This is a genomic window from Kosakonia beeri (genome assembly GCF_054165705.1).
In genome coordinates this window covers 281022-299200 of the sequence record NZ_CM135106.1, presented here as the reverse complement: position 1 = coordinate 299200, position 18179 = coordinate 281022, and the positions used below count along the sequence as shown (strand labels likewise).

Annotated in this window: 25 protein-coding genes and 4 pseudogenes; 3 read left to right on the top strand and 26 right to left on the bottom strand. The window is 45.7% G+C overall.

The genetic code is table 11. The features are described 5' to 3' along the window. Window positions 1-4: 4 nt before the first annotated feature. The 4 genes from ACUY4S_RS01395 to ACUY4S_RS01380 are packed head-to-tail and all read right to left on the bottom strand — an operon-like array spanning window position 5 to window position 2056. On the bottom strand, window positions 5-574 hold the full coding sequence (locus ACUY4S_RS01395; protein ID WP_312689875.1) for a hypothetical protein: 570 nt from the start codon (window positions 572-574) through the stop codon (window positions 5-7). After that, window positions 571-1353 (bottom strand): hypothetical protein, encoded by a 783-nt coding sequence (locus ACUY4S_RS01390; RefSeq protein ID WP_458023272.1) that lies wholly within the window; start codon window positions 1351-1353, stop codon window positions 571-573. Before ACUY4S_RS01390 ends, ACUY4S_RS01395 begins: the two co-directional genes overlap by 4 nt. Before the next feature lie 54 nt (window positions 1354-1407). Next, the gene (locus ACUY4S_RS01385; RefSeq protein WP_458023274.1) at window positions 1408-1731 is read right to left on the bottom strand and encodes a hypothetical protein; all 324 of its coding nucleotides are present in this window, start codon (window positions 1729-1731) and stop codon (window positions 1408-1410) included. A 31-nt stretch (window positions 1732-1762) separates the two neighbouring features. Continuing rightward, on the bottom strand, window positions 1763-2056 hold the full coding sequence (locus tag ACUY4S_RS01380) for a hypothetical protein (protein ID WP_458023275.1): 294 nt from the start codon (window positions 2054-2056) through the stop codon (window positions 1763-1765). Between the two features lie 96 nt (window positions 2057-2152). Between ACUY4S_RS01380 and ACUY4S_RS01375 the strand changes: the two genes are divergently transcribed. Continuing rightward, a complete protein-coding gene (locus ACUY4S_RS01375) occupies window positions 2153-2743 on the top strand; it encodes a DUF4291 domain-containing protein (RefSeq protein WP_458023276.1) in 591 nt (196 codons plus the stop codon). 34 nt (window positions 2744-2777) lie between these two features. Here the strand turns inward: ACUY4S_RS01375 and ACUY4S_RS01370 are convergent, their stop codons facing one another. The 19 genes and pseudogenes from ACUY4S_RS01370 to ACUY4S_RS01275 all read right to left on the bottom strand — a co-directional run. Further along, window positions 2778-3224, bottom strand: a complete 447-nt coding sequence (locus ACUY4S_RS01370; RefSeq protein WP_458023277.1) for a hypothetical protein — start codon at window positions 3222-3224, stop codon at window positions 2778-2780. Window positions 3225-3287: 63 nt separating this feature from the next. Next, on the bottom strand, window positions 3288-3629 hold the full coding sequence (locus ACUY4S_RS01365) for a hypothetical protein (protein WP_312689884.1): 342 nt from the start codon (window positions 3627-3629) through the stop codon (window positions 3288-3290). Further along, a complete protein-coding gene (locus tag ACUY4S_RS01360) occupies window positions 3619-4098 on the bottom strand; it encodes a hypothetical protein (protein ID WP_458023278.1) in 480 nt (159 codons plus the stop codon). Before ACUY4S_RS01360 ends, ACUY4S_RS01365 begins: the two co-directional genes overlap by 11 nt. 50 nt (window positions 4099-4148) lie before the next feature. Further along, window positions 4149-4928 carry an SMI1/KNR4 family protein gene (locus ACUY4S_RS01355; RefSeq protein WP_458023280.1) on the bottom strand — a complete coding sequence of 260 codons (780 nt, stop codon included), beginning with the start codon at window positions 4926-4928 and terminating at the stop codon, window positions 4149-4151. A gap of 69 nt (window positions 4929-4997) precedes the next feature. Continuing rightward, the gene (locus tag ACUY4S_RS01350) at window positions 4998-5441 is read right to left on the bottom strand and encodes a DUF6386 family protein (RefSeq protein WP_458023282.1); all 444 of its coding nucleotides are present in this window, start codon (window positions 5439-5441) and stop codon (window positions 4998-5000) included. A 48-nt stretch (window positions 5442-5489) separates the two neighbouring features. Beyond that, window positions 5490-5738, bottom strand: coding sequence for a DUF7660 family protein (locus tag ACUY4S_RS01345; protein ID WP_312689892.1), 249 nt, complete (start codon window positions 5736-5738; stop codon window positions 5490-5492). Between the two features lie 65 nt (window positions 5739-5803). Beyond that, on the bottom strand, window positions 5804-6238 hold the full coding sequence (locus tag ACUY4S_RS01340; RefSeq protein ID WP_458023284.1) for an SMI1/KNR4 family protein: 435 nt from the start codon (window positions 6236-6238) through the stop codon (window positions 5804-5806). Window positions 6239-6267: 29 nt separating this feature from the next. Beyond that, a complete protein-coding gene (locus ACUY4S_RS01335) occupies window positions 6268-6747 on the bottom strand; it encodes a hypothetical protein (protein WP_458023286.1) in 480 nt (159 codons plus the stop codon). A 110-nt stretch (window positions 6748-6857) separates the two neighbouring features. Continuing rightward, window positions 6858-7199: a hypothetical protein gene (locus ACUY4S_RS01330; RefSeq protein ID WP_458023287.1), complete on the bottom strand. Its 342-nt coding sequence runs from the start codon at window positions 7197-7199 to the stop codon at window positions 6858-6860. Between the two features lie 76 nt (window positions 7200-7275). Then, window positions 7276-8444, bottom strand: a protein-coding gene (locus tag ACUY4S_RS01325; protein WP_105532227.1) for an IS3-like element ISEc52 family transposase whose coding sequence is annotated in 2 segments (ribosomal slippage) — window positions 7276-8195 and window positions 8195-8444 — 1170 coding nt in all. Because the reading frame shifts where the segments join, the coding sequence is not laid out codon by codon here. A gap of 164 nt (window positions 8445-8608) precedes the next feature. Then, window positions 8609-9397, bottom strand: a complete 789-nt coding sequence (locus ACUY4S_RS01320; RefSeq protein WP_458023289.1) for a macro domain-containing protein — start codon at window positions 9395-9397, stop codon at window positions 8609-8611. Between the two features lie 214 nt (window positions 9398-9611). After that, window positions 9612-10085 (bottom strand): hypothetical protein, encoded by a 474-nt coding sequence (locus tag ACUY4S_RS01315; protein WP_458023291.1) that lies wholly within the window; start codon window positions 10083-10085, stop codon window positions 9612-9614. Window positions 10086-10229: 144 nt separating this feature from the next. Continuing rightward, window positions 10230-10607, bottom strand: a complete 378-nt coding sequence (locus ACUY4S_RS01310; protein ID WP_458023292.1) for a hypothetical protein — start codon at window positions 10605-10607, stop codon at window positions 10230-10232. A gap of 773 nt (window positions 10608-11380) precedes the next feature. Next, window positions 11381-11701, bottom strand: a complete 321-nt coding sequence (locus ACUY4S_RS01305; protein ID WP_458024278.1) for a hypothetical protein — start codon at window positions 11699-11701, stop codon at window positions 11381-11383. Between the two features lie 3 nt (window positions 11702-11704). Next, a pseudogene (locus ACUY4S_RS01300) lies at window positions 11705-12351 on the bottom strand (RHS repeat-associated core domain-containing protein); the annotation flags it as partial. A 289-nt stretch (window positions 12352-12640) separates the two neighbouring features. Further along, window positions 12641-13129, bottom strand: coding sequence for an SMI1/KNR4 family protein (locus ACUY4S_RS01295; RefSeq protein WP_458024245.1), 489 nt, complete (start codon window positions 13127-13129; stop codon window positions 12641-12643). 393 nt (window positions 13130-13522) lie between these two features. Beyond that, window positions 13523-14068: pseudogene (locus ACUY4S_RS01285) on the bottom strand (RHS repeat-associated core domain-containing protein); the annotation flags it as partial. A 114-nt stretch (window positions 14069-14182) separates the two neighbouring features. After that, window positions 14183-14731, bottom strand: coding sequence for an imm11 family protein (locus ACUY4S_RS01280; protein WP_458024244.1), 549 nt, complete (start codon window positions 14729-14731; stop codon window positions 14183-14185). Between the two features lie 13 nt (window positions 14732-14744). Continuing rightward, window positions 14745-15218, bottom strand: a pseudogene (locus ACUY4S_RS01275) (AHH domain-containing protein); the annotation flags it as partial. A 101-nt stretch (window positions 15219-15319) separates the two neighbouring features. On the opposite strand from ACUY4S_RS01275, the gene ACUY4S_RS01270 reads away from it, so the two are divergent. Further along, window positions 15320-15649, top strand: coding sequence for a SymE family type I addiction module toxin (locus ACUY4S_RS01270; RefSeq protein ID WP_458024243.1), 330 nt, complete (start codon window positions 15320-15322; stop codon window positions 15647-15649). A 57-nt stretch (window positions 15650-15706) separates the two neighbouring features. Here the strand turns inward: ACUY4S_RS01270 and ACUY4S_RS01265 are convergent, their stop codons facing one another. The 3 genes and pseudogenes from ACUY4S_RS01265 to ACUY4S_RS01255 all read right to left on the bottom strand — a co-directional run. Then, window positions 15707-15985, bottom strand: coding sequence for a DUF6881 domain-containing protein (locus ACUY4S_RS01265; protein WP_458024242.1), 279 nt, complete (start codon window positions 15983-15985; stop codon window positions 15707-15709). After that, the gene (locus tag ACUY4S_RS01260) at window positions 15982-16431 is read right to left on the bottom strand and encodes an HYD1 signature containing ADP-ribosyltransferase family protein (RefSeq protein WP_458024241.1); all 450 of its coding nucleotides are present in this window, start codon (window positions 16429-16431) and stop codon (window positions 15982-15984) included. The genes ACUY4S_RS01265 and ACUY4S_RS01260 overlap by 4 nt, the downstream gene beginning before the upstream one ends. A 796-nt stretch (window positions 16432-17227) precedes the next feature. Continuing rightward, window positions 17228-17716 (bottom strand): annotated as a pseudogene (locus ACUY4S_RS01255) (AHH domain-containing protein); the annotation flags it as partial. Between the two features lie 101 nt (window positions 17717-17817). On the opposite strand from ACUY4S_RS01255, the gene ACUY4S_RS01250 reads away from it, so the two are divergent. Then, a complete protein-coding gene (locus ACUY4S_RS01250; RefSeq protein ID WP_458024240.1) occupies window positions 17818-18150 on the top strand; it encodes a SymE family type I addiction module toxin in 333 nt (110 codons plus the stop codon). Window positions 18151-18179: the final 29 nt, after the last annotated feature.

Here is an 18179-nt window from a genome sequence, read left to right as displayed (position 1 = left end):
ATGCTTATTCCGCTGGCTTGTTGTGCGCAGCCGGAGACGTTAATCCGTATTTATTCATCACATGACATGCTTTTGCGGCTACCGGCTGCCACGGACTTTCTGTTAATGCCTGTAATCCTGCAATGGCAGACGGCGTAGCTATTTTCGCCAGCGCATAAATACAGTCCGTCGCCAGGCTAAATATTCCGTCCTCGCGATCGTCGCAAAGGTAGTCATGATCGGTTGCAGCGCAACGATAAATGGCCGCCACCGCGCTTTCGCTGCGAGGCTTGAGTGTTAACAGCGCTCTGACGACTTCGGCATGCCGTTGATGCCAGGATGCCGTTAACGCCGGAATAAGTGCCTGGCTGTCCGGCGGTGAAAAGTGAAAATGAAAACCAAGGTATAAGGTTAACTCCAGCGCCAGCGCATCTTCCGTTTCTACTGCATGGCGCAACTCATCATGAATGAGGGTGCCGACCGTTTCTTTGCTGGCCGGGTAGAGAAGGAAAAACGCCGCATCGCTGATTTTCCCCTCGCGCAGCGGGCGGTTGTCGAGCACCGATAAAACCAGCGCCCGTTTGTCAGTTATCATGGCAGGTGCTTCCGTTTTTTTGTGGCATTTTCGCCTTTCCAGGCAATCAGTAATCCGGCTTCTCCCAGCGTCTGATTGACTTCAGCGATGCGCGCATCGCTGACCGTCCAGAGCCATAAATCGTCCTGCAATTGTTCAATGTCACCGGCGCCGGTTGTCGCGATCCAGGTTTGTAGCGGCATGCCCATTACCGGCTGCGCAAGATGATGGCGATTAACAACGTTAACGGGGTAAACCATCCGCAGCATGCTGCGCCTGTAGCGCTCCGCCCCGCTGAACCTGCCCGGCGTTTCCCGCTTAAACAACCCGGGATTTTCGCAGCCGAAAACAGACACCAGATTTTCGCCAGCCGCATAATAGTAAGCTTTGCTGACCGTGTCGCAGTAATACGCAATCCCGTAATCGAAATGCATCTCGCAGGCCATCATTCTGAGCAGAGCCGCCATGTCCCCATGCGCAGGCAGTTGCATATCGATATGGTGAAACTGGCCGAACCCGGCGGTGGAAACACCGAAAGAAGCATACCAGGGCAGCGCGCCGGGCTTCTCGCTATACAATCTGAATGCGCTGACCTGCTGGGCCGCCACTTTTTCCTGCAATTCGTCCAGCGTGGACTCGATCAGATCGTGATCGCCGGGGTGATCGCCCCGCTGCAGGTCCTGGTTCCAGCCACAGGATGTGACGTCCAGCGCAGCGTGTTTGAAAAGCATAATGCCCAGCGCCAGCGCCGTAGCGGGTGAAACCTGTTCCGTGCCGTACAGTGCAATGCCTGAGTACATACCTCACCCTGTTTTCCGGTTATTTCCCGCCCCTGATTTAAGGGATGTGGCGAATCAATCGCCGGGTTTTTCCCAGTAGCGAATTTTGTCCATTTCACGCTCCAGATCGCCCATATCGTCATCGTCCAGTTCATCATTAAACTTTGCAGATAATATGGCGCGCACCTTCGCCAGACGATGCGTTACCCGGTTACGGTCGATAAAACCGGTAGTTTCCCGGCAATACGCCAGCGTATTCTCCGCTGTATCCTGTGTTGTTTCGCCATGATAATAGTGGCGGGCAATATCGCGCAGAGAAATAAGGATGTACTCAACCTCACTCAAAATCGCTAACGCCTCTTCACCGGTGAGCTGGATTTGTTCGTTTTCTGCTTTCATATTATCTCCACAGGGGCGGCTATATTTGTCTTCACTCCAAAAAGATCCGTTCTATATAGCGGTTAACCGCTGAGCTCATCCCGGCGAGTATGCGGGCATCTTCGCCTGAAGCATATTTCAAGGCGCCCTCCAGATTATCACGCAGGAAAAACAGCGCCCAGGCAACGGATTTTGGGATCAGCGCGTTATCTGTATACGCGGCAGCGAATGCATCCAATACCTGATACAGTTCGTCCACGGTGCCCTCCCCTGGTGTATTCGCCAGGCGGACATTCTCAACAATATCGAGAATCAACGCATTTACATGCGCAACACTGTTTTCCATAGTATCCCGTTATCTCTTACAGTACATTCTCATCGCGGCGCCTTACCACGCCAATTGCGCGGTAAAATTCCGCTATTCACTTAGGATGAGTAAAAGATGATACAAATAAATGAAAATACACCCGTCGCGGAACGGGAAATAAGAGCGTTTTATACTAACGACTTTATCCGCGTTTATCAGGCCTATTCCGACACCATTGCCGACAGCGCGTTGTCACACGGCACCTTTGTTTCACCGCCCTTTAGCATGACCCGTATGACGTGGATTAAGCCCTCTTTTCTGTGGATGATGTACCGCTGTGGCTGGGGCAAGAAAGATCCGAACCAGCAGCGGGTACTGGCTATCGATCTCAGCCATGATGGATTTAAGCAGATCCTTAGCCAGGGCATTTTAAGCAGTCACCACAATGCCGTTTGCGAAGATCAGACCGAATGGAAAAGTAAAATCGCTGCGTCCGATGTTGTTATTCAGTGGGATCCGGAGCGGGATATTCACATGAATAAACTGCCCTGGCGCACGATTCAGATTGGCTTACGCAACGAGGCCGTCGCGGATTATTGCCAGAAATGGATCGTCAATATCACCGACATCACCGCGCGTGCTACCGAAATCCACACGCTGATGAATACCGGTAAAATTGACGAAGCCCTCCGACTGCTGCCGGAAGAGAAGATTTACGCCGTTTAATAAGGAGACATACCGTAGCGGCCCGGCAGAACAGTCAGCCGGAGGAAGAGTCGGTACGATTCTGCAAAAAATAATCGAGATACTTTTGTGGCCGCCCCTGAAATGCGCGGCGCTGGCCATATTGCCAGGCTTGCGCAAAATAGTTCAACGCCTCGTCGTAGGCCTTCAGTTCATAGCAGACCATTCCCAGGTCAATTAACGGCGCGGTATCTATCGCAGAATTGTTCGCTGCCAGGGCAATTTCGCCCCACGTTTTGGCTGCCGTGAAGTTCTGCAAATCGAAACAGGCGCTGTACAGACATGCCGCAACCCAGCTCGTTATGCTCCAGCTCATTCTGGGCTCGGGCAATAGCGCCCAGGCCTGTTGATAAGCGGCCAGTGCCTCGGCAATGTTCGCCCTATCGTGATGGATATTGCCGGCTTCAACCAGCATTGTGATGCGATTTTCCAGTTCTGTGTCGAGATCAGCATGTTGCGTCATGTTCAGCCTGCCAGGGTAAAAATCGATCTTTCAGGCGAGTCCGCCTTCTTATTACTGCATCTGTTAAACCGTACCGGTTTGCATAAACTCTTCGAGTTGCAGGATAAAGTGCGCTTTTTGCTTTGTGCGCTTCACATCCAGTACGCTGACATGAGTGATATGTCCCTTCCTGTCATAATCCTGCTTTTGTAAAACCAGCACGAATTCCCCGCCGGGCATTCCTTCGGGTTCGTACCGGGAGTCAAAACTTACGCCCAGACGTTTATTTTCACCGCTGATCAGCACCGCGCTGAAAAAGTAATCGGTATTTTCCGTCACTGGCTCAACTTCATAAAAATTATTAAGCTCAATAAACCACCCCGCTGGGACACGTAGCGGCTGCAAACCAACATTCTTATTCGCCATATCTTGCCGCCTTAAAATATAAGGCCGGAAGCGCAGCCAGCTGGCGAATTTCGTGATCATACGCGTGCCGATCGATACCTTTTAACGTGGCCATCCGTGCAAAAAATCGATGCGCCTGTGTTGCCATCTCACCAATAAATTCGGCCTTATCGACCACCGCCTTCACTTCGCCGTGGCAATCAACGCTGACCAGCACCTGCTCCCGCAACGGTGTAAACCGCACAGTAACAGGCTGGTCCGGGAAACAAGTTTCAAAAACGTCTCCTTTCGCAAGCGCCAGCAAACCCGACGTGAAATAGGCCCACAGCTGATCGACATAATCCCACATGGACTGATTGATCAGTTCCACACCGTTTATCCGTAACAGCAGAGCGCCATCAATATAGTCCGGATCTGTAATGGTGCCATCATAGGCAAAAACATCGACAAAGCCCTGCTCAGACTTAATAAAACTCTGCACCTCAATCATGGTAAACACCGTGTTCAGTCATACTAAGGAAATCCTCAGGGCCGGGTTAATTAATCCCTGGTATAGCGGGTAAAAGAGGCAAGAAATGCAGCAAAGTCTGGCCAGATGCCGAAGATTTCCGCCTGCTCATGCAAAATATAAAAATAGACCTGGCCGGGGTCGTTTTCTCTTAACGATACCGCATAGATGCCCGAACCTGGATCGTAAGCAAAAGGGAGTAACTCGCCTTTTTTAAAGCCTTCCGGCAGGCCCTCTTCATCGAACTGGTGGAAACAATCACACATCTCATCGACAGTAAAAAACGCATTGATGGGATAAATATAGGCTTCGTCATGAACATACGAAGGCAGCGGCTGACCGCCATTGAATGTCTGATATAACGCAATCATGCTGGCAGGCAAGGGCACAGACGTGAGTGCGGCCAGGCGCGCAATGTCATTTTCCGTTGCGGGTGGCAGACTATCGGTAAAAAACAGCGCCCCCTGATAATCTCCGGCAGCATCAATTACCTCCCTCAACCAGTCGGCGAAGGTGTCGAACACCGTTACGTTCTCATATCCGTCGCTCGCAAAGTCGTGAATGATAATGACACGCTCGCCCTGGTCCCGTTCCCAACAGGCTATATCGTCGTTATCTTCCCGGCGGGCGAAAGGCAGCAGAGCCCGCCCCGGATAGCGCGTTTTAACACCCTCATAGCGTGCTTTCAGCCTGTCGCCCTGCAGAATAATCCACGGGTCGAAATCCACCGTCCCTTGCGCACAGAGCCGCAAAAAATCCGGGGGATAGCTAAACCATGCGGGTAATTCACTGGCCGTTAAAAGTTGTGCCATGTTTTTCCTGCCTGTTATTTACACAAACCTAAGGGTTTCTATTTTTCCACAGCGGCACAAGCCGGGTATTTATATTCTCAGTAGATCCTGAATGTCATTCGATGCTTTCTCGCCGGGCGTGAAAGACAGAGATATCTGCGACTGTGATTTGCTGTAACGGACCTTATAGCAGCCCACCGGGAGTGACAGAAATAGGCCAGCCATCGCCGCGGAGCCGTCTGGCTCAAGATCGCCGCCGCTGGTATCTTCGCCTGCGCCAATAAACACCCTGCCGGAAGGAACACGCAGAAACAGCGAGGCGCAGGTTTCATCGAAATTATCACTGATTATCACGCGGTATTCGCCATCCTCGCCCAGATTAAGAAACAGCGCATTTCCCAGATTAATTTCTGCTATTTCATCCTCAGGAATGCTCCACCAGTCAGCATCGTCACCGACCCGGTGTTGCAAACACGCCAGGTCAAAAATAGCCAACGTCGCCGTCCCGGTGACAAAAGTAAACGTCGTCTCCATCAGGTATCCTTTGAGGTGAAGGCGCAGCTATAAAACGCTAACGGAAAGTTATTCATAGCTTTTAGCAGCCATTAATACATCGGCAAAAACGCCCCAGCTAATATTCTGGGGAAGCGGCAACTGCCTGTTTTCGTAATAACCGTCCATATCTTCAATCCACGACGCCATGGCCTCAAGATAATCCGCAACGCTTTTATTTTGCCACGCTTCAGGTGAGTGTCGGGCATCGGTTGCTAATGCCTGTATCAGGGTTAGCAGTTCCTCCCGGTTATTTACCGGGAAATGTTCTTCACACATGCTGTGCTCCTTATCCGTTCTCAACGATGTTGGCACCAAAACGTCCCACTATCGTACCCCCAGTTTTATCGCAACAGATTTTCCGCACCGGCGCCCTCGATCAGTAAGGCTACCAGCGATGGCGCAATAAACTGCGCATCCGCCATGTCCAGATTGCCAAAGCCGACTTTGTAAAGGCCAAACCCGTTTTTGCCCGGCGCATAGAAAATGACCTCACCCTCTTCATTGTCGCCAATAGCCAGAGCACGAGGCATATAATGTTGAATAAGATACGCCTCATTCATCTCCGCGCAGCCAGCAGCGCCCCATACCCGTAAATAAACGGCATTGTTAACGAGAATTTCCGCTTCGGTCATTTGCGAGATAAAACACAGATACTCATCTGGAACAGGCGAATCGCTAAATAACGCTTTCAACGAATATATTGCTTCAGCATTATCCGGGGCATCATGTTCCACCAGTCGATATAGACGATGAAGTTTAAAAAAATCGTGCGTCATCCAGGCTCCTTATGCGCTTACCCACTGAACTAAATCGCGATGATCTTGTGTTGCGCATAACCGACAGGCCAGTGCCCGGCGCAGTAAATATGGGTGATAACTTCCCAGCGATGCCCAAGTGAAAAGTAGCGTTCGGTGATCAATTGCCGGAAGGCAAAACAGAGGGCATTTCTGGCGGCAGCGCTAAAGTCGTGCGGGCCAGTCATAAAGCGGCTTTTATCCATATTTCGCGTTGCAGCCATCGCACACTGGTTAATGGCCTTACGCAACACCATCAGTTCTTGCGGGTTGGCTTGCTTTTTATAGAAGGGATCGTCCTGCGCAGGTGAGGTAGGTAGCCAATCAGTGCGTTTGTATAAACCCTGAAAATCACTATCAGACGGTTCAACAAAGGCTTTTTTGACATCCGTAATGAGAATAATATTTTCGTCATTACAAGCGTTCACACCCATGCTGGTGAAGAAGCGCGACTGCGCCATTCTCTCTATTTCTTCACTGATATCAACCATAGGCACGCCTGCTAAAAATAGGTATTGGTAAAACCTGAAGCGCAGAATAACAACAATACAGTGCAGTGTGGATGATGATTTTCACCACGTTAATCCCGACCAAATGGAGATTAAGGCAAAGGATGTGGAGCCCAACGTCGTCTCGTCCACTGTAGTGCGTGATCAGATAACAGGGCTTTAATCCGTGCCTCAAACGCTTCATTGAAGTGGTCATCAGAAGAGATAATCACATCCAGAACATAGTGTTCGTCGCACAATAATTCACTCAGTCGGTCCTCTTTATCAATCACCTTTATTTCAAAGCCCTGACAGACCGCACAGGCAATATAGCGCCCTTTATCGTCATGACAGAGGAGTGGCTGTTGAAAAGCACGCTCGAACTTGCAAAGTAGCTCGTCGAACGTCCCCTCTTCCGCCAGGACAAAACTCAACCACCGTTTATTGCTCGTCATATCGCCTCGTAGACAAACCCTATACTCCTTTACTTAAACGCAGCACCAATAGCGAAAATGCTCTTCTTTGTTGTGGTCAACTAAAACTGGCCACCGCGTTAGAGTTTTTCCAGTATCGGTTTTCTGATTCGTTTGGTGGTAACCCACCATTATATTCGTGCGGTCTTAGTGCGCTGTAATATCCAACGATATAGTCCGTTATTGCGTGAGCTGCATCGCTGAAGCTTACATAGCCCGTCGCTGGCACCCATTCGTTCTTCAGACTCCTGAAGAAGCGCTCCATTGGGCTGTTATCCCAGCAGTTTCCACGCCGACTCATACTCTGCCTGATCCGGTATCGCCACAGTAACTGCCGGAACTGCCTGCTCGTATAATGACTGCCTTGATCGCTGTGGAACATCACCCCGACGGGCTTACCACGGGTTTCCCATGCCATTTCCAGTGCTTTCATGGTAAGCCTGCTGTCCGGCGAGAACGACATGGCCCAGCCCACTGGTTTTCTTGCGAACAGGTCGAGAACAACGGCGAGGTACGCCCAGCGCTTACCCGTCCAGATATAGGTCACATCACCGCACCACACCTGATTTGGTTCCGTTACGGCGAACTGTCGCTCAAGATGATTCGGGATAGCAACGTGCTCATGACCGCCACGCTTATACCGGTGAGTCGGCTGCTGGCAACTGACCAGCCCCAGCTCTTTCATGAGTCTGCCAGCAAGCCAGCGCCCCATCTGGTAGCCTCTCTGGGTTGCCATTGTGGCGATGCTTCTTGCTCCGGCAGAGCCGTGGCTGATGCCATGCAGTTCAAGTACCTGGCTGCGTAATACAGCCCGTCTGCCGTCTGGCTTTTCAGGACGGTTTTTCCAGTATTTGTAGCTGCTGCGATGGACCCCGAACACATGGCAGAGAGTGGCCACAGGATAACGCGCCCTGAGTTTCCCGATTATCGAGAACTGTTCAGGGTGTCTGACATCAAGAGCGCGGTAGCCTTTTTTAATATTTCATTTTCCATTTCAATACGTTGTAGCTTTTTCCTGAGCTCACGGATTTCAATTTGTTCCGGGGTAATGGGGGAGGCTTTTGGTGTTTTTCCCTGCCGCTCATCACGTAATTGTTTCACCCATCGCGTCATTGTGGAAAGGCCGACATCCATAGCGCTGGCTGCATCTGCCACGGTGTAATTCTGGTCAACGACCAGTTGAGCGGATTCGCGTTTAAACTCTGCGCTGAAATTTCTTTTTTTCATTATGGCACCTGTGTTGTTCTGAGGTGAGCATATCACCTCTGTTCAGGTGGCCAAATTCAGTAAACCACTTCACTTCGATTGTTATGCATGACAACATCAGCGGATACACGCGTGAAGATGCATATCGACAAATATTGCATGGTTGTTCGCAGTCTGCCTGGGATTCATTCCCCTGTGAAGACCCGACACTCAATGCGTTTGTAGCAAACATGTTTCTCTATTAACCGCTCAATTTCTTTCCCGTCTCCACCCTCTGGCTCCGGTGCGATAAGAGGCATTTGTACAGACAGGCGATGTGCTAACGCAAAATCCGATAATAGGGAGAGGCATTTTTCCAGCGCAGGATAAGACACAGACTGTTTTTGGTCGCGATCGCTATTTTTGCTCCCATCCTGACAAATCATATTCGCCACAAAAATGCTGTTTTCGGCATCAGCATTTATAAACTGCGTGTCCCCTAAGGACAGGCTTTTCTCTTCAGCGTAGCACTTTGAATACGCTTCCCTTGCTGATGGGTAATTTTCAGATAAAGATAAAACGAAGCCTTTATCCCATTCTCCCTGAGTATTCACGATATGTGCAATAATTGTCGACGCGCCAACAGGCACAGCGGCATTGCCAGTAACATACTGAATTTTATGCTTCTCCTGACAATAACCCAATGCTACCGACCAGACCTCTTCAAATTCACGCCTGGTGATAATCGGTGAAGCAGAAAGGTCTAACTCACTTTTCTGACCATCATAAAGTAGATAACCAATTTTATCGTTACGCTCTTTTAAAGAGGCCGAAGCATGATAGACCCCGTCCAGGACGCTGATTTGCCTTGTCGCAATTTCACCCATAAATTCAGTATATAAAACCCCCTCTCCTGCAATAAACTCCGCAGCTGATTTGCGATACTCAACAGCAGGAAGAGCAGTGCTAACAGATAACGATTCTGGCATAGGCATTCAGGCATCCTGTATTGTTAATTTTAAATGGGCTCGTTAATGTGTAAGGTCTGTTCTTCCCCAATAATATCGCCATTGCTATCGGTTGACGGTACCTGCCAGGCCTCAGTATAGCGTTACCTTCACAGACAGCTAAAACAGCATAACTCCCGCGTATCACATCCGGGTTGGAAACCGCAAAATTTCTCTGCCTTTTGGCATTCCAATAATCACGTCAGTAAATTACTAACCTGCCCACTGGCCATTCCCCCTCCCAGCCACAGGGGACATGCCCATTCTCATAAACATCGATTAGGGATTCGAAGAAGAGTTTACCCTTGAGATGTTTTTTATAAACATCTTCCATCAAAAAACTCACCAAATCCCATTTAATACTATCCAGAACGGCATTTTCAGCGATCCCTGCCTTTTTTACTAATGGAATGATTTCAGCATCCACTATTTTCTGGGCGTCTCTTGCACAGGTATTCCAGTTTTGATAATCATTACTGTGTTTTTTTGCTAAATAGCCTGTTATTTCATTCCGTGCCTCAAGGGTGATATCTTCCCAATCATCACCAGTTATCGCTTTAATAAAATCCTTGTCATTGGCAACTTGCGTTACATGTTCTAAAGCAGTTGGTTTTCCAATATTGATAAACCAGTTGATGTTCAGCAAACGATCTACTGCTAATTGTGAGATATTCATGGTTTCACCTGATTGAACTCTTTCGGTATTTCATAAACATTCCCAGGCCACCCTGCATCTGGTTTGACGGGCGGAGGCAAGTTGTTGCCGAAGCGTGATGAGGAGGCCGGAGCATAGTAGAAACCTTAAAATAAACATAGCCAATCAATCATTAAAAATTAACGATGCGTTAGCAAGGTTATGCTCTTTTATATAGTTATCCTGCCAGGCAAGATAACCCTCAGGCGCTGTGTGACTGTAATCTTTATCAAAATAACGATCGCCATGAGACATCACCATGGCCCAATAATACTCTTCCTCATGGCCTAATAAACATGCTGCAAGATAATTTTGCGGTGGAAGGGTAAACAGTGGTGTATTATTTATTATTTCCTGCGCCTCTTTTTCACTTTTTCCGCCATAAAAAATCATAATCCCTCTAATAAGAGAAACCCATGTGGCGAAATTAACGATGACAAATTCGTTTGGATTATTTTCATTTATAAATACCAAGCCATCTTGTGGTTTTTCATTTTCAATCATGTTATGTATTCACCATGTAAAATTTCATCTTTCATGTTAAATAATCCTTGGTCCGTTACTTTTTTGTCGTCAATAGACTCACCACCAATGATTAAAATAAAACAATACTTTAGCTTGCTGGTAATTAGCGATAAAAGATAATTTTTAAAGTGGATATCTTTGCAATCAGTGCCGCCACCGTAAACACTAGAATAAACAAAAAAAACAATGGCAATCTAAACCAAAAAATTATAACTTTCGAATATATTACTGCAAGACACAATTATCCACCCTGATTTATTATAGAGAAAATATTTATTATTCATAAGTCACTTCTTTTAGAATCCTAATTAAGAACATTATGATTTAGTGGATAAAACGGAAGTCAAATAATAAATAACCAGCAACCACAATAAATTCCTTATTTTGCTAACTTTAACGGTCATCGAAAATACAAAGCGATAGTTTAGGATTAAGAATTTCAGACCCAATAGACTATTCAATAATCTATTGGGTCCAATGCTGGTAAGAGTATTATTTTATATAAATATTTTTCATGTATTTACCCCATCCAGCTTGTTGAATGTCATTCTTTGTTGCAAAAGAAGAAGGAACCTCATGCCCTAAAAAAACAGAGTTACTATCTCCAATATCCTTTTCATTAAACCACGATGAGTCACACTCATCGCAATTGAAGAACAAACGACCATTCAGTTCCGATCGTCTAATAACCAATCGTCCTTGCCCGTAGCATTTTGGACATATACAAAACCAAAACATCTTTCCTCCTTACTTTACTCAACTGGAAAACCGGTAATAATTTTATTAGTATTTCTCTTAACAACGATAAAAATTTTATTCAACTCCTTCCCAGTATCTCTGTCGTATCCGATAGGATGTTTCATATCAACAATAAATGTATCTGATACAGCATCAGATGAGTCCGGAAATGGATTAGACTTCATTCTTTTCTTCCATGCTTTATTGATTTGTTTAATAGGATTTTTATTAAATAAAGTTTGCACTGGCTTATTAGGATTTAATATACCATGCCCTTTCATTACATGTTGAACACGGGTTTCTCCATCTGAAGAAACAACAGCTTTCCAGTTCAAATGCCCACATGGCCTTAACCCCAACGGATCAACCCATCCCAGCGGGGGTCAATCACATAAGTATAGGTGTTCAGCCCGCCCTGCAGCCCTATCGGGTCCATCTGGGTGTAGCAGCCGCCGGTGGGGTCATAGTAGCGGAAGGTGTTGTAGTGCAGCCCCGTTTCGCGGTCCAGGTACTGGCCCTGGAAGCGCAGGTTCTGCGGCATCTGCCACTGCGGTACGCTCAGTTCGCGCTCCGTTTTGCCCCAGGTGCTGAACTGCCCGCGCCAGACGGTCTGGCCGTCAGCGTCCGTTACCCGCTCCGGCAGGCCGTTAAGTTCGGTGTGGTACCAGTAAATTTCGCAGTCGTCGAAGATGCTGTCGACGCGTACCAGCGGCTCGTACCTGCCTTTGGTGTAGACGTACTGAACGTAGTGGTCCGGCTCCCGGTCGCTCTGTTCACCGGCGAGCTGTAATGCCTGCCAGTCGAAGCGGATGTTTTCCGGCTGCGGGTCGTTATAACGCCAGAGCACCTTATGAGTACATCTGCCCAGCGGGTCGTAGCGGTATTCCACCTTTATGAATTCGGCATGACCGGTGAAGGTGATTTCTTTTACCCGCTGCTCATCTTCATACGCAAAATGCTGGATAACGCCAGACCTGTCCCGTCGCTGCCGCGTGCTGCTGAGGTTGCCGTGCTCGTCGTAGCCGTATTCCCAACGGCTGCCTAAGAATTTAAATTATTTAATATAAAATTTTTGTTTATCAAGAAATAACAAACCCACGCAATTGGCGCATAGATTAATAATGAAAAAATCCCTCTCAAATAAATCACAGGAAGAGCCCATCAACTCTAAAAATAAAAAACTTAATAGCAAGCAATTACGAGCGAATGTGATAATACACTGCACTTCCTTGAATGCAATATCTCATAATATCTTGCCTTTATACAAACCTCATTTAATCATACGCATCTCCATAGTCTTTCTTTTTCCAGTAAATATCTTTACCACCTGTGTTATACAACTCCGACAATAACTCAGAGAAACTGAGTGCTATAACTGGACAGCTTCCGGCTACTCCATGAACCTCGTAATTACTATCATAACAACGGCCATTTCTCTCAAAAGATAAATCTATAGATAAATAATCATTGTTATCCGTTTTTGCTATCAGATACCATGTGGAAGATATATCATATTCACATAATTCACCTACAATCTTCATGTTTGAATTTAAAACTTCATCATTAGACAGAATGGTAAATGTGATCAGAGAGTTATCGTTGCAAAAAAGTTTAACTCCATTACATTTTTGATAAAAGTAAATTACATCTTCAGGGTATTTTAATTTATTATTAGGGAGTGATGGCAGATCCCCTTTGGGCGGAATCACCTCACACCTTTTATCTTTCTTAATCAAATCAAGTACTTTGTTTATTTTATCCATACTCTTCACCTTAAAATATCACAGACTCAAAAGACCCATCATATAAATATTGGTTTACTGCTCGATAATATGCATCTCTACTTGCCGCAGGAACATGTGCGGCATCAAACATTTTTTCTTAAAGATCTTTCATTTCTCTATTGTTAACTGTTGTCCAGTCAACCTTCCCACCGCCTGGTTTACCTGTTCTTTGTCTTAACCAATCACGATAGACTGCTTTTGTCGCAGCATGATTCTCTACAGATAAAGAATCGTTGGAGAATTAGTAGGATATTTACCTCCGTATGAGGGTACATTTTTAGACATCGAAATATCTAGCACACCGTGGTGATTCTCTAAAGGAGAATTACTAGGTCGATAAGGAACAATATCAAACTCTTTTATATTTCCACAACTCAACCCCAGCGGATCAACCCAGACCAGCGGATCGACAACATACGTATAGGTGTTCAGCCCGCCCTGCAGCCCTATCGGGTCCATCTGGGTGTAGCAGCCGCCGGTGGGGTCATAGTAGCGGAAGGTGTTGTAGTGCAGTCCCGTTTCGCGGTCCAGGTACTGGCCCTGGAAGCGCAGGTTCTGCGGCACATCCCACTCCGCATACACGCTTTCGTGCTGGCTGCGCCCCCATGCGGTTGAGGTGCCGCGCCACACGATTTCGCCGCGGCTGTCGGTCACTTTTTCCGGCAGGCCGTTGATTTCCGTGTGGTACCAGTACATCTCCGCATGCTGCTGCCGGCTGTCGATGCGGGCCAGCGGCTCGTAGTTGTTTTCCGTATAGACATACTGCACGGCTGCGTCCGGGTCGCTGTCGCTGCGCTCGCCCACCATCTGCAGGCCGGACCACGCGTACTGCGTGCGTTCCGGTTTACGGGCATGGCGTCGCCACACCTGTTTCTCCGTGCGGCGGCCCAGGGCGTCGTAGCGGTACTCTGCCCGGGTGGATCAGAGATCGCTTTTGATAAATGATAATCTTTTATAATTACTATCTATAAGTGTGTATATACAACTACCATCTCTAAAAGAGATATGGACATCCAAATTTCTCCTATAACCTCATAAGGATAAATCAATTCCTTTTGCATTTTTATTTAAAAGAAAATCTCTAAAAGATTGAGATATTACTAAGCTTGAGTTATGTTCTTGACATCTTGCTAAGCTAAAATTCTCGGAGATGCCATTTTTGAATACTATTTTATTGAACTTTCTTGGCCCATTTGGCAAATAGCTCAATATTAGCTGACTATCAGAACGTTCCATATCTATGCATGAGATTGCATCAATTACATTTAACACTTTGTAGCCAGAATACTCGGCATTATTAATATGCATTGTTGCATCAAGCAATTGTATGCCACTAAGAAACTCATTAGCGCCCAATAATACAGACACGAGACGAGGTGATATAACTAAAGGTCCATCACTAAAATAAAAATCATATGAAAATAAACTCTTTTCACTGACTCTATTTTTTAAATAAAAATTAAACCGCTCTGACAAATCAAACTCAGCCCCCTTCAAAAAATCACTAGCTAAAATATTTGGATGCTTGTATTCAAACCAATATTTGTTTGGATAACCAAGTGATATTTTAAGTTCTAGCATAATCAGCATCTTCCTATTTTATGGAGTTTTTATTTAGTACAGTTTCACCATTACGCAAGGCAGCACGCTCATTTTTAATGATCTCATCAACAGCGAGTCTGTAGGCTGCTTTTGTCCAATCATTGTCCCTACCATATTTAAATACTTCAGTCATTTGCTCTTTAATATTTTGTGTGTAAGCTGGATGAGATCCACTATGGATTGTTCTTACAGGATGATAATCCGCCGATTTAGGTAAATAGATAACATTTCTCACATCATGAATATTATAATTAGCGGCTTTGAGCAAATCATGTCCTTTGAGCTGTTGCGGTATTACGTGATGTTTTTGAAAACCATCAATACCAGGCATAGTGTTATATTTCCACAACCCCAACGGGTCCACCCATCCCAGCGGATCCACAACATACGTATACGTATTCAGCCCGCCGAGCAGACCTATCGGGTCCACCTATGTGTAGCAGCCGCCGGTGGGGTCATTTAAGCGCCCTGATTGTGCAGGCGCGTAACTGACTGATATTTTACGCGGTGATTAAGGGGGCAACACTTAACCACCGCTCACCACAACCAACTATGAAGGAGTTGATCATGGCTGAGAAGCATTCTAAGGCAGAACCCGTCATTTCCAAAACCCGTCGCCGCTATAAAGTCGGCTACGTCAGCGCCCGCCACTTCAACAGCAAAACCTACATGACCACGTACTATTCACAGCACCCCAGCCTACACCTCAAGGGCGGCTGGCTGGCCGAAGCAGGCTTTGAGACCGGGCGCGGCGTGACGGTGAAGATTTCAGAGGGGTGCATTGTGCTGATGGCGGATAATAACGAGATGCAGGCTCTGCGCGAACAGCTTTATCAGGCTAAACAGGTAGTTAAGTGGATTAAAGACGGGATGTTTAGTGTGCTGAACGAGGGTTAAATAATTAAAAATCCGGGAAGAGTTTGTTTCTTACCCGGCTTTTTACTATTTATTATCTCAGGATTGTACGTATTTATCCCAGATAGTAATAAATTCTTTCTCTGATATATCTTTCGCTTTAAATTGTGGGTCTGAGTTTATCTCAGCTAAAGATGGTAAAGGGCATTCACCTAACATTGTTTTTCCATAAGAATAATTTTCTGTTGCATAACCTACTTTATGATCCCTGAAAATCTCCACCTTTTTTACCTCATAGCGAGAACCATCCAATTCACTATATATTTCAATTGGATACTGATCGTTTTCATGTAACCAAAAGACTTTGATATATGTCATGGTTGATTTTTCCCAAATCCAATAATACGACCTGATATATCTAATGGCGTTTCATTTGATATGACAAAAACACCATCTCTACCTTTAGTTACATTTAACCCAGTAACATCAACAGCTACATAATTCTCAAACTTTTTACCTTGGAATGGAATACCTAAAAAATCATGTGATAATTGAGCATTTGTTTTAGTTCCCGGTAAAATGTCAGATAAATATTGCCCATTACCATAACGAGCATCCTTGGGATTATTAGCCTTTAATGAAGGTCTTAGTTTCTGTGACTCCAGTATACCATTAAGCCCTTTTTCATCGGTATTATGATATAAAACTTCTTTATTACTTCCTGTTGCACCACAATTACTTAAACCTAACGAATCAATATAACTTAACGGATTCAGCGCATACGTATACGTGTTCAGTCCCCCCGCCAGCCCTATCGGGTCCATCCGGGTGTCGCAACCGCCGGTGGGGTCATGTTAGAAAAAATTCAATCAATAATTAATTAAACACATATTAAACTTAGTCGTCACTTTGTTAAATATCATAATTATCTATGTATATTACAGCCATAAAAATATAAAGAATTAGGCTGGAAATAATTTAGTAAAATCCAGCCATAAAGAAATTGATAATTTATAAATGCCCCTTCTAATCAGAACAGATAAAATAGAAGCCCTGTTTAACAACTAAGAAATGTCAATTTGTTTTGAAAAATCAAAACCCTGCAAACCAACATCCTCAACTATCTGTCTAAATGATTCGGTAACGAAAACCCTACTATTATCCTCAATTATAGTAAATAGATATTTTTCAGAAATATTTCTTCGAATTAATACGGGGTTTTCAATAACCAAACCTTTCGGATATACCCTGTACGTGGAATTTTCTTTATCAAAACATGAAGAAATCGAATTAGTGGGATAATAGCCATAATATTTCTTCTTCTTACTATCCGTATTTACCGGCAAAAAATCACCTCTAGCTTTTAAAATATCTCCTATTTTTTCTACACATAACTCACTAAAAACTAAAAAGGGCCTTAAAGAACCGCTAAAATCAAATTGATAGTTTTTTTCCCAGTGTCACTTTTACTTAATTTCAGATTAACTGGTACATAATCCAAAAATGGCTTCCACATATTATCAATAGCCTAATTCATAATACTTATCTGACCTTGTTCATAATCCTCAATGAAAGAACTATGATTTTTCGTATCTGATTTAAGAAGATAAATAGAATTTTTCATAAAATATCATACCCGCTTGCGTTACGTTCTGCAGAAGAGAGTACATCTCTTATACGACTAAGTTCATCAATTACACCTTGTTTACCGCCCATTTGATCCGCAACTTTTATGCGTTCATTAACAGCATCGAAGTAACTATTAGGATGCTTGCCATTATGCAAAATCCCTGGCAAAGAATCAGTGTTATTGATGTTCGGTAGAAAAACACCATTTTCATGGCCGTTAATTTTTATGTTATATCCTTCCAATATATCTCTGGCAGGTTTGGCCCTTTCAGATGTTTCACCGACAATATGGTGTGCAGCTGAATTCCGAGGGCGAGGAATTCCATTTTTCTTCATAGCTGCGGCAAGTTGGCAACCTGTATACCCCAGCGGATCAACCCAGACCAGCGGATCGACAACATACGTATACGTGTTCAGTCCCCCCGCCAGCCCTATCGGGTCCATCTGGGTGTAGCAGCCGCCGGTGGGGTCATTTAAGCGCCCTGATTGTGCAGGCGCGTAACTGACTGATATTTTACGCGGTGATTAAGGGGGCAACACTTAACCACCGCTCACCACAACCAACTATGAAGGAGTTGATCATGGCTGAGAAGCATTCTAAGGCAGAACCCGTCATTTCCAAAACCCGTCGCCGCTATAAAGTCGGCTACGTCAGCGCCCGCCACTTCAACAGCAAAACCTACATGACCACGTACTATTCACAGCACCCCAGCCTACACCTCAAGGGCGGCTGGCTGGCCGAAGCAGGCTTTGAGACCGGGCGCGGCGTGACGGTGAAGATTTCAGAGGGGTGCATTGTGCTGATGGCGGATAATAACGAGATGCAGGCTCTGCGCGAACAGCTTTATCAGGCTAAACAGGTAGTTAAGGCGATTAAAGACGGGATGTTTAGTGTGCTGACGAGTGTTAAATAATAAAAAGCCGGGCAGATTTAATTTCTTAC

Coding starts and splice junctions, on each gene's coding strand:
- ACUY4S_RS01395 (WP_312689875.1), bottom strand. CDS start 574: ATGATAACTGACAAACGGGCGCTGGTTTTATCGGTGCTCGACAACCGC.
- ACUY4S_RS01390 (WP_458023272.1), bottom strand. CDS start 1,353: ATGTACTCAGGCATTGCACTGTACGGCACGGAACAGGTTTCACCCGCT.
- ACUY4S_RS01385 (WP_458023274.1), bottom strand. CDS start 1,731: ATGAAAGCAGAAAACGAACAAATCCAGCTCACCGGTGAAGAGGCGTTA.
- ACUY4S_RS01380 (WP_458023275.1), bottom strand. CDS start 2,056: ATGGAAAACAGTGTTGCGCATGTAAATGCGTTGATTCTCGATATTGTT.
- ACUY4S_RS01375 (WP_458023276.1), top strand. CDS start 2,153: ATGATACAAATAAATGAAAATACACCCGTCGCGGAACGGGAAATAAGA.
- ACUY4S_RS01370 (WP_458023277.1), bottom strand. CDS start 3,224: ATGACGCAACATGCTGATCTCGACACAGAACTGGAAAATCGCATCACA.
- ACUY4S_RS01365 (WP_312689884.1), bottom strand. CDS start 3,629: ATGGCGAATAAGAATGTTGGTTTGCAGCCGCTACGTGTCCCAGCGGGG.
- ACUY4S_RS01360 (WP_458023278.1), bottom strand. CDS start 4,098: ATGATTGAGGTGCAGAGTTTTATTAAGTCTGAGCAGGGCTTTGTCGAT.
- ACUY4S_RS01355 (WP_458023280.1), bottom strand. CDS start 4,928: ATGGCACAACTTTTAACGGCCAGTGAATTACCCGCATGGTTTAGCTAT.
- ACUY4S_RS01350 (WP_458023282.1), bottom strand. CDS start 5,441: ATGGAGACGACGTTTACTTTTGTCACCGGGACGGCGACGTTGGCTATT.
- ACUY4S_RS01345 (WP_312689892.1), bottom strand. CDS start 5,738: ATGTGTGAAGAACATTTCCCGGTAAATAACCGGGAGGAACTGCTAACC.
- ACUY4S_RS01340 (WP_458023284.1), bottom strand. CDS start 6,238: ATGACGCACGATTTTTTTAAACTTCATCGTCTATATCGACTGGTGGAA.
- ACUY4S_RS01335 (WP_458023286.1), bottom strand. CDS start 6,747: ATGGTTGATATCAGTGAAGAAATAGAGAGAATGGCGCAGTCGCGCTTC.
- ACUY4S_RS01330 (WP_458023287.1), bottom strand. CDS start 7,199: ATGACGAGCAATAAACGGTGGTTGAGTTTTGTCCTGGCGGAAGAGGGG.
- ACUY4S_RS01320 (WP_458023289.1), bottom strand. CDS start 9,397: ATGCCTATGCCAGAATCGTTATCTGTTAGCACTGCTCTTCCTGCTGTT.
- ACUY4S_RS01315 (WP_458023291.1), bottom strand. CDS start 10,085: ATGAATATCTCACAATTAGCAGTAGATCGTTTGCTGAACATCAACTGG.
- ACUY4S_RS01310 (WP_458023292.1), bottom strand. CDS start 10,607: ATGATTGAAAATGAAAAACCACAAGATGGCTTGGTATTTATAAATGAA.
- ACUY4S_RS01295 (WP_458024245.1), bottom strand. CDS start 13,129: ATGGATAAAATAAACAAAGTACTTGATTTGATTAAGAAAGATAAAAGG.
- ACUY4S_RS01280 (WP_458024244.1), bottom strand. CDS start 14,731: ATGCTAGAACTTAAAATATCACTTGGTTATCCAAACAAATATTGGTTT.
- ACUY4S_RS01270 (WP_458024243.1), top strand. CDS start 15,320: ATGGCTGAGAAGCATTCTAAGGCAGAACCCGTCATTTCCAAAACCCGT.
- ACUY4S_RS01265 (WP_458024242.1), bottom strand. CDS start 15,985: ATGACATATATCAAAGTCTTTTGGTTACATGAAAACGATCAGTATCCA.
- ACUY4S_RS01260 (WP_458024241.1), bottom strand. CDS start 16,431: ATGGACCCGATAGGGCTGGCGGGGGGACTGAACACGTATACGTATGCG.
- ACUY4S_RS01250 (WP_458024240.1), top strand. CDS start 17,818: ATGGCTGAGAAGCATTCTAAGGCAGAACCCGTCATTTCCAAAACCCGT.